Source organism: Microbacterium ulmi, assembly GCF_011759705.1.
In the GTDB taxonomy this organism is placed as follows: Bacteria; Actinomycetota; Actinomycetes; order Actinomycetales; family Microbacteriaceae; genus Microbacterium; species Microbacterium ulmi.
Map to the genome: position 1 here is coordinate 2565999 of NZ_JAAOZF010000001.1, position 12569 is coordinate 2578567.

Here is a 12569-nt window from a genome sequence, read left to right on the forward strand (position 1 = left end):
GGGGCGGCATCCGGCGCCGTAGGATTGTTGCGAGATGTCCTCTACACAATCCCGTCCCCGCCGGATGACCGGCATCGGCCGCGTCCTCGTCATCGTCTACGCCATCCTCGCGCTCGGCGCGACGGGGCGGTCGTTCGTGCAGATCGTCGAGCGATTCGACCACGCGCCGCTCGCCTTCACACTCTCCGCCGTGTCGGCGGTCGTCTACATCATCGCGACGCTCGCGCTCGTCTTCGCCGGCTCACGCGCGTGGTACCGGATCGCCTGGATCACGATCAGCTTCGAGCTCGTCGGCGTGCTCACGATCGGCACGCTGAGCCTCATCCGGCCCGAGCTGTTCCCCGAGGCGACCGTGTGGTCGTTCTTCGGCATCGGCTACGTCTTCATCCCGCTCGTGCTGCCCTTCCTCGGCCTCTGGTGGCTCGTCACGCACCCGCCGACCTCCACGACCTCGTCGGAGGACGCCGCCGCACGCACGGTGGCGCAATGATCGTCTTCCGCGACCCCGCGGACGTGCCCGCCGACTTCGGTCCGTCGGTCGTCGCGATCGGCAAGTTCGACGGCGTCCACGCGGGCCATCGCGTCCTGCTCGAGCGCGCGCGGGTGGATGCCGCGGCCGGCGCGAAGGTCGTCGCCGTCACGTTCGACCGCAACCCGCTCGCGCTGCTGCGCCCGGAGCTGTGCCCTGCGAGCCTCATCGGAGCGACGCAGAAGATCCAGCTGCTGGCCGAGACGGGCATCGACGCGACACTCCTGCTGCGCTTCGACGAGGCGCTCGCGAGCCTCACGCCGCGCGAGTTCGTCGAGCGCATCCTGGTCGCGGCGCTCGGCGCCCGGACGGTCCTCGTCGGCGGCGACTTCCGCTTCGGCCGCGGCGGCTCGGGCAACCCGGACGTGCTGCGCGAACTGGGCGACGAGCTCGGCTTCCGCGTCGACGTCGTCGACGACGTGCGCTCGATCGACGCCGACCGGCGCGTGTCGTCGACGTGGATCCGCGAGCTCCTCGGCGAGGGCGACGTCGCCACGGCGGGCAAGCTCCTCGGGCGCGCGCACTCGGTGTGGGGCGAGGTCGTGCACGGCCTCCGACGTGGCCGCGAGCTGGGCTTCCCGACAGCCAACCTCTCGACGGAGCTCGAGGGCTTCATCCCCGCCGACGGCGTGTACGCGGGCTGGCTCATCGACGAGGGATCGTCCGACGGGCTGCGGCCCGGCATCCGGTACCCCGCGGCCATCAGCGTCGGCACGAACCCGACCTTCGACGACGTGGAGCAGCGCCAGGTCGAGGCATACGTGCTCGACGAGACGGATCTCGACCTGTACGGGCACCGCGTCGAGGTGCAGTTCGTCGCGCGCGTGCGCGGGATGGTCGCGTTCGAGGGCGTCGACGCGCTCGTCGGCCAGATGGAGCGCGACGTCGCGCAGGTGCGTAGTCTCTTGCCATGATGACCGGCCTGCCCTTGCATCGCCGCGTCACGGCGCTGCGGCGGGCGCTCGTCGCCGTCATCGTCGTCTCGTTCGGACTCGCGGCCGTGCTCGGCATCGTCGTCCTGCTCGGCGCGGAGCTCGGCGTGCTGGCGGGAAGGGTGCTCGGCACGACGTCGGTCGTGGGCTCGTTCAGCATCGCCGTGCTGTGCTGTGCGGCGCTCCTGGGCAGGCGCGGACAGTCCGTTGGTCTCGCGGGCGTCGTCGTCTCGGTGCTGACGGCGGCCCTCGTCGTGTGGGTCATCTGGGATGAGGCCCTCCGCTCGGCCGCGTGGGATCCCGTCTTCCGCGTCATGTGGACCGGCGTCGCGGCGAGCGCGGCGTTCGCGCTCGCGTCGCTGCTGCTGCTTCTCGGGGACCGGCGGCGCGGCACCGTGCGCATCGGCCTGGCCACGACGCTCGCGCTCATCGCGATCCTCCTGGGGCTCACGATCTGGGCGATCTGGGCTCGCTCCATCGAGTGGCAGATCTTCCAGCGGGTCTACGGCATCGTGGCGATCCTCACCGCGCTGGGCGCCGTCGTCGTGCCCGTGCTGTCGCTCCTGCTGCCCGACGGGCGCCCCGGCGGCGGACTGAGCCGGGAGCTCGCCGCGCGACTTGCGGCGGAGGCCTCCCGTCGCGGCATGACGGTGGAGGAGCTCGTCGCGCCCGTCCTGGCCGACGCCACCGTCGCCGCGCCGCCCGAGCCCGTTCCGTAGATCGCGCGCGCGGCCCGTCCTACGATCGGAGCATGACCTCCACGCAACTCACGAGGCTGCAGGACAGAGCCGTCCAGCTCCTCGGAGGCGAGCCGGACGACACGACGCTGCGCCGGTACCTCCACGGGCTCTCCGGCGTCGACGCGACGGGGCTCGAGCAGCGCGCCGCCGATCTGGGCACGCGCTCGATCAAGACGACGTCGAAGGCGTGGGCGCTCGAGCGGATCGTCGGGCTCATCGACCTCACGACCCTCGAGGGCGCAGACACGCCGGGAAAGGTGCGCTCGCTCGTCGCGAAGGCGCTGAACCCGGATGCCGCGGACCCCACGTGTCCGCGCGTCGCGGCGGTCTGCGTCTACGGCGACATGGTGCCGCACGCGATCGAGGCGCTCGGCGCAGCGCACGGCGACCCCGACGAAGGCGGCGTGAGCGTCGCCGCCGTCGCGACGGCGTTCCCCAGCGGACGTGCGTCGCTCGACGTCAAGCTCGCCGACACGTCGCAGGCGGTCGCCGACGGAGCGGACGAGATCGACATGGTGATCGACCGCGGCGCCTTCCTCGCCGGTCGATACGGCCTGGTCTTCGATCAGATCGCCCGGGTCAAGCGGGCGTGCGTCCGGTCCGACGGCACGTCCGCGGCGCTGAAGGTCATCCTCGAGACGGGCGAGCTCGCGACGTACGACAACATCAAGCGCGCGTCCTGGCTCGCGATCCTCGCCGGCGCCGACTTCATCAAGACGTCGACGGGCAAGGTGCAGCCTGCGGCGACGCTGCCGACGACCCTGCTCATGCTCGAAGTCGTGCGCGACTGGCACCGCGCGACCGGCGAGAGGATCGGCGTGAAGCCCGCGGGCGGCATCCGCACGTCGAAGGACGCGATCAGGTACCTCGTGACGGTCGCCGAGATCGCGGGGGAGGAGTGGCTGCAGCCGCACCTTTTCCGCTTCGGCGCGTCGAGCCTGCTCAACGACGTGCTGCGACAGCGCACGCGACTTCAGACGGGCCACTACACGGGCGCCGACTACGTGACGATCGACTGATCCGGACCGGGAGCAATCCATGACTTTCCTCGAGTACGCGCCCGCCCCCGAGTCGCGGTCGGTCCTGACGCTGAGAGACGAGTACGGCCTGTTCATCGACGGCGACTTCCGCCCGGGCACGGGCGAGGCCTTCGCGACGATCTCGCCCGCCGACGAGTCGCACATCGCGACCGTCGCGTCGGCCTCGCCGGCGGATGTCGACGCCGCCGTGGCGGCGGCGCGGCGCGCGTACGAGAAGACGTGGTCGAAGCTGAGCGGTCGAGACCGCGGCAAGTATCTGTTCCGCATCGCACGGCTCGTCCAGGAGCGCTCTCGCGAGCTCGCGGTCGCCGAGAGCCTCGACAACGGCAAGCCCATCAAGGAGAGCCGCGACGTCGACGTGCCTCTGGTGGCCGCGTGGTTCTTCTACTACGCGGGCTGGGCCGACAAGCTCGACCACGCGGGCCTCGGGCCGAACCCACGCGCGCTCGGCGTCGCCGGCCAGGTCATCCCGTGGAACTTCCCGCTGCTCATGCTCGCGTGGAAGATCGCACCGGCGCTCGCGGCGGGCAACACGGTCGTGCTCAAGCCCGCCGAGACGACCCCGCTCACGGCCCTCCTGTTCGCCGAGATCCTGCAGCAGGCGGGCCTCCCGGCCGGCGTCGTCAACATCGTGACGGGTGCAGGGGCGACGGGCGCGGCCCTCGTGCGGCATCCGGATGTCGACAAGGTGGCGTTCACGGGCTCGACGGCGGTCGGCCGCGAGATCGCGAAGGCCGTCGCGGGCACCGGCAAGAAGGTGACGCTCGAGCTCGGCGGCAAGGCGGCCAACATCATCTTCGACGACGCCCCCATCGACCAGGCGGTCGACGGCATCGTGACGGGCATCTTCTTCAACCAGGGACAGGTGTGCTGCGCCGGCAGCCGGCTCGTCGTGCAGGAGTCGGTGCACGACGAGGTCGTCGAGCGGCTGAAGGCGCGTCTGTCGACGCTGCGGCTGGGCGATCCGCTCGACAAGAACACCGACATCGGGGCGATCAACTCGCTCGAGCAGCTGAAGCGCGTGCGCGAGCTCAGCCGCATCGGCGAGGAGGAGGGCGCGGAGCGCTGGACGGCGGACTGCGTCATCCCCGACAAGGGCTTCTGGTTCGCCCCGACGATCTTCACGAACGTGCAGTCGAGCCACCGTATCGCGCGCGACGAGATCTTCGGGCCCGTCCTGTCGGTGCTGACGTTCCGCACCCCAGAGGAGGCGATCGCGAAGGCGAACAACACGCCGTACGGGCTCTCCGCGGGCATCTGGACCGAGAAGGGCAGCCGCATCCTCGCCGTTGCCGACCGGCTGCGCGCCGGGGTCGTCTGGGCGAACACGTTCAACCGATTCGACCCGTCGAGCCCGTTCGGCGGCTACAAGGAGTCGGGCTACGGACGCGAGGGCGGCCGCCACGGCCTGCTCGCCTACCTCGAAGGAGGCGCGAAGTGAGCGGACGACTTGCGGTGCCGAAGACGTACAAGCTCTACATCGGAGGAAGGTTCCCGCGGTCCGAGTCCGGGCGCACATACGAGATCGTCTCGGCGGACGGCGAGTTCCTCGCGAACGCGGCGCTCGCGTCGCGCAAGGACGCGAGGGATGCCGTGGCCGCCGCGGAGTCCGCCCTCGAGGGATGGTCGGGTGCCACCGCGTACAACCGCGGCCAGGTGCTGTACCGCGTCGCGGAGATCCTCGAGGGGCGCCGCGCGCAGTTCGCGGACGAGATCTCGCGCCAGACCGGGGCCTCGGCATCCGTCGCGGGCGCGGAGGTCGACGAGGCGATCGACCGCTGGGTCTGGTACGCGGGGTGGTGCGACAAGTTCGGGCAGGTCGCGGGCAACGGCAACCCCGTCGCGGGGCCGTACTTCAACATCTCGGTGCCCGAGCCGACGGGGGTCGTCGGCATCGTCGCGCCCCAGGACTCGGCGCTCGTGGGCCTCGTCTCGTCGATCGCGCCCGCGCTCGTGACCGGCAACGGCGTCGTCGTCGTCGCGTCTCAGGCGTATCCCCTGTGCGCCGTCAGCCTCGCCGAGGTGCTCGCCACCTCCGACGTGCCGCCCGGCGTCGTCAACGTTCTCACGGGATCACCGGCGGAGATCGCGCCGTGGCTCGCGTCGCACCCCGACGTGCATGCGCTCGACCTCGTCGGCGCGGGTGGGATCGACTGGGTCTCGCTCCAGATCGCGGCGGCCGAGACGCTCACCCGCGTCCTCCCGCCCGAGCAGGGTCCGGATGCCGCGGCTCCGAGCATCCGCCGCATCGCGGCCTTCACCGAGGTGAAGACCGTCTGGCATCCCAAGAGCCTGCTCTGAGGCGCGCCGCGAGAACCGTCTCTACGCCCGCGGAGCGAGCGTGCACATCTGATCAGGAAGACACCGCGTCGGAGGCTCTCGTCGGCTGATCGTCCGGCACGCAGGCGGGGGCTCAGTACGACGTGTCGTCGACGGCGCCGGTCGCGCTCCGCCCCTCGGCGATCGCGCGCGCCTCGCCGAGGATCGTCGCGGTCGCGCTCGTTCCGAGCCGCGTGCAGCCGGCGTCGAGCATCGCGACGGCGCGCTCGAGGCTGCGCACGCCGCCCGACGACTTGACCTGCACGTCGGGTCCGACGCTCGCGCGCATGAGGCGCACGTCTTCGAGCGTCGCGCCGCCGCCGCCGAACCCCGTCGACGTCTTGACGAAGTCGGCGCCCGCGGCCTCGGTCGCGCGGCAGGCTCGGACGATCTCGTCGGCGTCGAGGTACGACGTCTCGAAGATGACCTTCACGACGTGTCCGTCGGCGGCCGCGACGACCGCCCGGATGTCGGCTTCGACGGCGTCGTCGAACCCCGACCGGAGCCACCCGATGTTGAGCACCATGTCGAGCTCGACGGCGCCGTCGGCCAGGGCCTGGCGGACCTCGGCGACCTTCGCGGCCGTCGAGGTCGTGCCGTGCGGGAACCCGATGACGGTCCCGACGGCGACCCCCGTCCCGGCGAGGCGCTCGGCGACGTAGGGGATGTCGGAGGGGCGCACGCACACGCTGAAGACCTTCCACTGCACGGCGACGTCGAGCTCGGCATCCACCTCGCTCCTCGTCAGCTTGGGCTTGAGGATCGCGTGGTCGATCGTCGCGGCGATCTCGGCTTCGGAGTAGGTCATGTGCCCAGCCTAGAACCGCACGGACGGAGCGTCGGGGCTGCGGCGGGCTTACGCGAGCTCGAGCGAGTTCCACTCGCCCGGGGTGCGCAGCTCGCCGTAGTGGACGGCGGCATCGCCGCGCGAGACCTCGGCCGCGCACAGGAGCAGCGACAGCGTGGGATAGCCGAGCGGGCGGTTGTCGCGGATGATCGCCTGCTCGTCGTCGGCGGGAAGCTCCGACGAGCGCGCGAGGACGTCGAGCCACGGCGTCCACCAGGTCCCGCCGTCGGGGAGCGGAGTGTCGCGGAACACGGGCAGCCAGCGCGCGATGCGCGCGGTCGCCGGGTCGTCGACGTCCTCGTGCGCGATCATGTGCGTGCCGGGCTCGAGCTGCGTCGTGCGCAGGGACGAGCCGTCCCACGTCACGACCCGCGCCGAGGATCCCTCGACCTCGACGAGGTTGAACCCGTGCGTCGGGGGGTGGCCCTGCGGGGACGACCCTCCGACGGAGGCGAGCACGATGCCGCCGCGCGAGACGAGCTCGGACTCGGGGCGCGTCGAGACGTCGGCGCGATTGAGAAGCACCGAGAGGCGGCCGTCGGAGGGGGCCGCCGCGAGCCATGCGCCGCCCGCGCGGCCGTCGCGCACGCCGATGACGCCCGGGTGGCGCTCGGGCCACGACGGTCCGAGCGGCTGCCACGTGCGCGCAGGGTCCTCATCGCGGACGGCGAGGACGCGGACCGCCTCGTCGGAGTCGACGGGGACGCGGATGATGACGGTGCACATGCTGGTCGGGCTTTCCGGGGGTCGGGCGTGGGAGTATCGGAGTCGTGTTCGTCGTGGTGGGTGTCTCGGGCGGTATCGCCGCCTACAAGTCGGTGCAGCTGGTCCGGCTGTTCGTCGTGGAGGGGCACGATGTCCACGTCGTCCCCACCGAGGACGCGCTGCGGTTCGTGGGCATCCCCACGTGGGAGGCCATCAGCCGCAACCCCGTGACGACCTCCGTGCACGACGACGTCGCGAAGGTGCGTCACGTCGCGCTCGGGCAGGCGGCCGACCTCGTCGTCGTGGCGCCGGCGACGGCGAACACTCTGGCGAAGATGGCCGCGGGACTCGCGGGCGATCTGCTGGGAACAACCCTACTTGCCACGACGGCACCGGTCGTCGTGGCCCCTGCGATGCACACCGAGATGTGGCGGCATCCGGCGACGGCGCACAACGTGGCTCTGCTGCGCGCACGCGGCGTGCACGTCGTCGGCCCCGACGACGGAGCGCTCACCGGCGGCGACAGCGGACCGGGGCGGATGTCCGAACCCGAGACGATCCACGCGGCGGCGCTCGCGATCGCCGGGCGGCGCCGGGACCTCGCGGGCCTCGACGTCGTCGTGAGCGCGGGGGGCACGCGCGAGCCGATCGATCCCGTGCGGTTCATCGGCAACCGCTCGAGCGGCAAGCAGGGCGTCGCGGTGGCGCTGGCGGCCGCCGATCGGGGAGCAGACGTCGTGCTCGTCGCGGCGCACGTCGACGACGGCGTGCTGGCCGAGGCCTGCGCGCACCCCCGCATCGCGGTGCGGCGCGCGGGGACGGCCGCGGAGCTCGCGGAGGCGGTGACGGATGCCGCCGCCGCCGCGGACGTCGTCGTGATGGCGGCGGCGGTGGCCGACTACCGCGTGTCGCACGTCGCGGAGCGCAAGCTCGCGAAGGAGTCGGCGGGCGGGCCCGGGATCACGCTCGAGCTCGTCGAGAACGCCGACATCCTCGCGGGCCTGGTGGCATCCCGCCGCGCGGGCCAGACGGTCGTCGGCTTCGCGGCCGAGACGCCGGGGGAGGACGAGACGCTGCTCGACCGCGGGCGACGCAAGGCCGCGCGCAAGGGTGTGGACCTGCTCGCCGTCAACGAGGTGGGGTGGACGTCGGGCTTCGAGGCCGACGAGAACGCCCTCGTCGTCCTGGCTCGGTCGGGCGAGGTCGTCGCCGAGCCTCGCGGCAGCAAGCGCGAGGTCGCCGACGCCCTGTGGGATGCCGTCCTCGGCATCCGTGTGCGCTGACGTCCTCGGTGCCGCGCTCATCCGGGTGGACAGGTGGTAACGAAAAGGTAACGGCGCATGTAGAGTGGTCGCCACGTCGACGATGACGTGAGGTACCACGGAGGACATGCCCGATGCCCGACGAAGCTCCGTCCGCTCGCGGGAGCGACCGGATCCAGGCGCTGCTGGTCGTGTGCGTGCTCGCCGTAGCGAGCGTCGTGATCGCACTGCTGGGCACGACGCCCGCGCGGGTGAGCGCGACCGAGCTCATGGGCGACGCGCGGACGCCGGGGGAGCGCGCCTTCATCGCGAGCCACCGAGGCGGAGGCGCGACGGCGCCAGAGAACACGCTTCCCGCGATCTCGGCGGCCCTCGCGGGCGGCTTCGACTACGTCGAGGTCGATATCGCGCTCACGGCCGACCGGCATCCCGTGCTCATGCACGATGCGACGGTCGATCGGACGACCGACGGGCACGGCGCCGTGCGCGGCCTCACGCTCGACCAGGTGCGCGCACTCGACGCGGGCGCGTGGTTCGCGCCGGCGTACGCGGGCACCCGCGTTCCGACGCTGACGGAGTTCCTCGACGTGCTCGCGGCCTCGGAGGGACGCGCGCTCGTCGAGCTCAAGGGACGCTGGGATGCCGAGGCCGTCGCACACGCCATCGCGGAGGTCGAGGCGCGAGACCTCGACAGGCGCATCCTCGTCTCGAGCTTCGACGCGCGCACGCTCGCGCTCGTCCGCGAGACCACCGAGCAGGTTCCGCGCCTCGTCATCCTGCACACTCTGCCCGACGACGTCGTCGCGGCGGTCCGCGAGGCGGGCGCGCGCGGGATCGTCGTCGACCGGCGCGCCGTCCTCGATCGCCCCGAGGTCGTCGACGAGCTGCACGACGCGGGGATGCGGGTCGTCGTGTACACCCTCAACACCGACAGGCAGTGGGGGCAGGTGACCACGCTCGGCGTCGACGGCATCGTGACGGATGATCCCGGCACGCTGTCGCGGTGGCAGGAGAGCGCGGCAGGCAACGGGTAAGGTCGGGAGAGCACCACGACCCACGGAGGCTCCCGTGTCAGACGTCACGCACCGCGCGCGCGCCCGGCGTGTCCTCGGAGCGCTGATGGCCGTCGGACTCGCGACGCTCGCGCTCAGCGCGTGCCGCCCCGAGCCTGCGGCCTCGCCCACCTCGACGCCCTCGTCCGTGTCGACGCCGACGCCGACGCTGACCCCGACCGATCCGGGGCCCACTCCCGAGCCCACCGTCCTCGGGCCCGACGACATCGCCCTTCCGACCTCGTGCGAGTCGATCTACTCCCCGGCGATGCGCGACACCCTCGAGGCTCAGCTCCCGCCGCTCAACGACCCCGGCGTGACGATGAACTCGTCGCAGATCGTCGAGGCCCTCGAGCTGCTCACGTCCGGCATCCCGACGATCCGCTGCTCGTGGGGGACCCCCAGCGAGTCGGGCCTCGCGACCAACGTCTCGCTCATCGAGCAGGACAGGGCGCAAGAGCTCATCGTGTCGCTCCAGTCCGTCGGCTTCATCTGCGACTCCGTCGACGACGGAACGATGTGCGACCTGCAGCGCAACACGATCGACCTCGACGACAACGAGGTCGCGCTCGGCGAGTCCCACTACTTCCGGGGCAACGGGTGGGTCTCGACGGCGTGGATCCAGTCATTCCCCGAGGGGTACACCGACGACATCGTGGCGACGCTCTGGCAGTGACGTCGCAGGTGCCGCTCGCGTGTTCCCGGCCTTCGGCCAGCGGATGCCGCTAGACTGACACCGCAACTCCGCCCCCGATGTCGCAGCTCGCAGAAGCGAGTGCCCGCGACCGGAGGAGGCAGGAGTCCTGCTCCGCGTCAGCGACGGCACCCCGTCACACGACACACGCCGCCCGCGGAAGCCCGTCCTCGCCGGTTCCGACCGGTCATCGCCGGACCATCCGGCACCTACGCTCAGGAGGAGCATGCCGCCCACGGCATCCACCGCTCACCGCACCGCACAGCGGCGCCGTCGCCCGTCGTCCGCCCGCCGCGACGACGAAGCGCCCATCATCCCTATCCTCGCCCGCAAGGTGCGCGAGGTCGAGGCGAAGGCGCAGCGCGGCAAGCTCGGTCCGACCAATCGCGTCAAGTTCCAGGTGATCGCGTTCCTCGTGCGCGAAGAGCGCGCACGGGTGAAGGCCGACACGACGATCGCGGATGCCGCGCGGGCCGAGCTGCTCAAGCGCCTCGACGGCGTGGCCACGATCCTCGCCAAGACGGCGGCGCGCGACACGTCCCTCATCCAGCTGCTCGAGGTCGACCAGGCCGCCTCGCCCGTCGCCAGGCGCATGCGGCGCGACTGGCTCCTCGAGTCCGGTGCAGAGCTCGCGCCCGACGAGCTCATCATCACGGACGTCGCTCCCGTCCAGACGCCCGTCGTGCCCGCCGCGCTCGCCGAGCGCCAGGTGGTCCCGCCGCAGGTCGAGGCGCGCCGCGAGTCGAACCCGTTCCTCGCGCCGGATCTGAGCCTGCGCGCCCCGATCCAGACGCCGCGCCGGCGCCTGGACGGGTGGGAGCTCATGGGCCCGCTCTACAAGGCGTTCGAGACGGGCGCAGGCGGAGGCGCGGCCACGATGGAGCTGCCGCCGGTGCCCGAGTTCGACCGGCTCTCGCCCAAGGGCCTGGAGATCATGCCGCACCAGTCTCGGTTCCTCGAGTCCGTGCGCGCCGGCCATCGCACGTTCCTGCTCGCCGACGAGCCGGGCCTGGGCAAGACCGCGGAGTCGGTGCTCGCGGCATCCGTCGCCGGCGCCTATCCGCTCCTCGCGGTCGTCCCCAACGTCGTCAAGATGAACTGGGCGCGTGAGGTCGAGCGCTGGACGCCGCAGCGCCGCGCGACCGTCATCACGGGCGACGGCGAAGACATCGACGCCTTCGCGGACGTCTTCATCGTCAACTACGAGATCCTCGACCGCCACCTGGCGTGGCTCGGGGCGCTCGGGCTCAAGGGCATGGTCGTCGACGAGGCGCACTTCATCAAGAACCTGTCGTCGCAGCGCTCGCAGAACGTCCTGGCGCTCGCCGCCCGCATCAGGGAGCAGGTGCGCGACCCGCTGCTGCTCGCGCTCACGGGCACGCCGCTCATCAACGACGTCGAGGACTTCGATGCGATCTGGCGCTTCCTGGGCTGGACGAACGGCGAGAAGCCCGGTCCGCTCCTCATGGAGCGCCTCGACGAGTCGGGCCTGACCCCCGCCGACAAGGCCTTCTACCCCGAGGCGCGCGACGCCGTCATCTCGATGGGCATCGTGCGGCGCAAGAAGAAGGATGTCGCCGCCGACCTTCCCGACAAGCTCATCGCGGATCTCCCCGTCGAGCTCGACGACGAGTTCGGCCGCTCGATCCGGCAGGCCGAGCGCGAGCTCGGCGAGCGCCTCGCGGCGCGCTACCGGCGCATCGTCGAGGCGAGGGGCGATCGCGGACTCGCGCCTGGCGAAGTGGATGCCGACATCGTCCGGCTCGTCGCGCAGAACGAGCTCGAAGAGTCCAAGGCGGCCGGGACGGGTGCCGAGAACGTCTTCACGATGGTGCGCAAGATCGGCCAGGCGAAGGCCCTGCTCGCGGCGGACTACGCCGTGCAGCTGCAGCGCTCTGTCGACAAGGTCGTCTTCTTCGCGAAGCACATCGACGTCATGGATCAGGCCGAGGCGCACTTCGCGGCTGCGGGCCTTCGGACCGTCTCGATCCGGGGCGACCAGACCTCTCCGGCGCGTCAGCTCGCGATCGACTCGTTCAACAACGATCCCGGGGTCGGGATCGCCGTGTGCTCGCTCACGGCGGCGGGCGTCGGTCTGAACATGCAGGCCGCGTCGAACGTCGTGCTCGCGGAGCTCTCGTGGACCGCCGCCGAGCAGACGCAGGCGATCGACCGCGTGCACCGCATCGGCCAGGACGAGCCCGTGACGGCGTGGCGCATCATCGCGGCGCACACGATCGACACGAAGATCGCGGAGCTCATCGACTCGAAGCAGGGCCTCGCGGCCAGGGCGCTCGACGGCGAAGCGGTCGACCCGCAGTCGAGCGATTCCGTGCAGCTGTCGGCGCTCATGCACGTGCTCCGGCAGGCGCTCGGCGCCGACTAGGACGCGCCGCCCATCGCGTGTGGCAGGTGGGCGGCATCCGGCGATAGTGTCTGAGAAGGCACC

General features: G+C 71.6%; 12 protein-coding genes. 10 read left to right on the forward strand and 2 right to left on the reverse strand.

Annotation, left to right across the window (positions count from 1 at the left end; all coding sequences use genetic code 11):
• The first annotated feature begins 64 nt into the window (after positions 1-64).
• The 6 genes from FHS08_RS11965 to FHS08_RS11990 are packed head-to-tail and all read left to right on the forward strand — an operon-like array spanning position 65 to position 5542.
• A complete protein-coding gene (locus tag FHS08_RS11965; RefSeq protein WP_170283290.1) occupies positions 65-490 on the forward strand; it encodes a hypothetical protein in 426 nt (141 codons plus the stop codon).
• On the forward strand, positions 487-1443 hold the full coding sequence (locus FHS08_RS11970) for a bifunctional riboflavin kinase/FAD synthetase (protein ID WP_167039242.1): 957 nt from the start codon (positions 487-489) through the stop codon (positions 1441-1443). The genes FHS08_RS11965 and FHS08_RS11970 overlap by 4 nt, the downstream gene beginning before the upstream one ends.
• Positions 1440-2180 carry a hypothetical protein gene (locus FHS08_RS11975; protein WP_167039245.1) on the forward strand — a complete coding sequence of 247 codons (741 nt, stop codon included), beginning with the start codon at positions 1440-1442 and terminating at the stop codon, positions 2178-2180. Before FHS08_RS11970 ends, FHS08_RS11975 begins: the two co-directional genes overlap by 4 nt.
• 32 nt (positions 2181-2212) lie before the next feature.
• On the forward strand, positions 2213-3220 hold the full coding sequence (gene deoC / locus FHS08_RS11980) for a deoxyribose-phosphate aldolase (protein ID WP_167039247.1): 1008 nt from the start codon (positions 2213-2215) through the stop codon (positions 3218-3220).
• A 19-nt stretch (positions 3221-3239) separates the two neighbouring features.
• Complete coding sequence (locus tag FHS08_RS11985) at positions 3240-4682, forward strand: aldehyde dehydrogenase family protein (protein ID WP_167039249.1); 1443 nt, start codon at positions 3240-3242, stop codon at positions 4680-4682.
• Complete coding sequence (locus FHS08_RS11990; RefSeq protein ID WP_167039251.1) at positions 4679-5542, forward strand: aldehyde dehydrogenase family protein; 864 nt, start codon at positions 4679-4681, stop codon at positions 5540-5542. Before FHS08_RS11985 ends, FHS08_RS11990 begins: the two co-directional genes overlap by 4 nt.
• 112 nt (positions 5543-5654) lie before the next feature.
• Here the strand turns inward: FHS08_RS11990 and deoC (FHS08_RS11995) are convergent, their stop codons facing one another.
• Positions 5655-6368 carry a deoxyribose-phosphate aldolase gene (gene deoC, locus FHS08_RS11995; protein ID WP_167039253.1) on the reverse strand — a complete coding sequence of 238 codons (714 nt, stop codon included), beginning with the start codon at positions 6366-6368 and terminating at the stop codon, positions 5655-5657.
• 48 nt (positions 6369-6416) lie between these two features.
• Positions 6417-7133, reverse strand: coding sequence for an NRDE family protein (locus tag FHS08_RS12000; protein WP_167039255.1), 717 nt, complete (start codon positions 7131-7133; stop codon positions 6417-6419).
• 44 nt (positions 7134-7177) lie between these two features.
• Here FHS08_RS12000 and coaBC point away from each other — a divergent pair, with 44 nt between their 5' ends.
• From coaBC to FHS08_RS12020, 4 genes are all read left to right on the forward strand, one after another.
• Positions 7178-8395, forward strand: a complete 1218-nt coding sequence (gene coaBC, locus FHS08_RS12005) for a bifunctional phosphopantothenoylcysteine decarboxylase/phosphopantothenate--cysteine ligase CoaBC (RefSeq protein ID WP_167039257.1) — start codon at positions 7178-7180, stop codon at positions 8393-8395.
• Between the two features lie 113 nt (positions 8396-8508).
• Positions 8509-9408 carry a glycerophosphodiester phosphodiesterase gene (locus FHS08_RS12010; protein ID WP_167039259.1) on the forward strand — a complete coding sequence of 300 codons (900 nt, stop codon included), beginning with the start codon at positions 8509-8511 and terminating at the stop codon, positions 9406-9408.
• A 34-nt stretch (positions 9409-9442) separates the two neighbouring features.
• Positions 9443-10102: a hypothetical protein gene (locus FHS08_RS12015; protein WP_167034306.1), complete on the forward strand. Its 660-nt coding sequence runs from the start codon at positions 9443-9445 to the stop codon at positions 10100-10102.
• A gap of 244 nt (positions 10103-10346) precedes the next feature.
• Complete coding sequence (locus tag FHS08_RS12020; RefSeq protein WP_167039261.1) at positions 10347-12506, forward strand: DEAD/DEAH box helicase; 2160 nt, start codon at positions 10347-10349, stop codon at positions 12504-12506.
• Positions 12507-12569: the final 63 nt, after the last annotated feature.

Excerpts from the sequence above, each read along its gene's own strand:
- FHS08_RS11965 (WP_170283290.1), top strand. The coding sequence starts at position 65 with ATGACCGGCATCGGCCGCGTCCTCGTCATCGTCTACGCCATCCTCGCG.
- FHS08_RS11970 (WP_167039242.1), top strand. The coding sequence starts at position 487 with ATGATCGTCTTCCGCGACCCCGCGGACGTGCCCGCCGACTTCGGTCCG.
- FHS08_RS11975 (WP_167039245.1), top strand. The coding sequence starts at position 1,440 with ATGATGACCGGCCTGCCCTTGCATCGCCGCGTCACGGCGCTGCGGCGG.
- deoC (WP_167039247.1), top strand. The coding sequence starts at position 2,213 with ATGACCTCCACGCAACTCACGAGGCTGCAGGACAGAGCCGTCCAGCTC.
- FHS08_RS11985 (WP_167039249.1), top strand. The coding sequence starts at position 3,240 with ATGACTTTCCTCGAGTACGCGCCCGCCCCCGAGTCGCGGTCGGTCCTG.
- deoC (WP_167039253.1), bottom strand. The coding sequence starts at position 6,368 with ATGACCTACTCCGAAGCCGAGATCGCCGCGACGATCGACCACGCGATC.
- FHS08_RS12000 (WP_167039255.1), bottom strand. The coding sequence starts at position 7,133 with ATGTGCACCGTCATCATCCGCGTCCCCGTCGACTCCGACGAGGCGGTC.
- FHS08_RS12010 (WP_167039259.1), top strand. The coding sequence starts at position 8,509 with ATGCCCGACGAAGCTCCGTCCGCTCGCGGGAGCGACCGGATCCAGGCG.
- FHS08_RS12020 (WP_167039261.1), top strand. The coding sequence starts at position 10,347 with ATGCCGCCCACGGCATCCACCGCTCACCGCACCGCACAGCGGCGCCGT.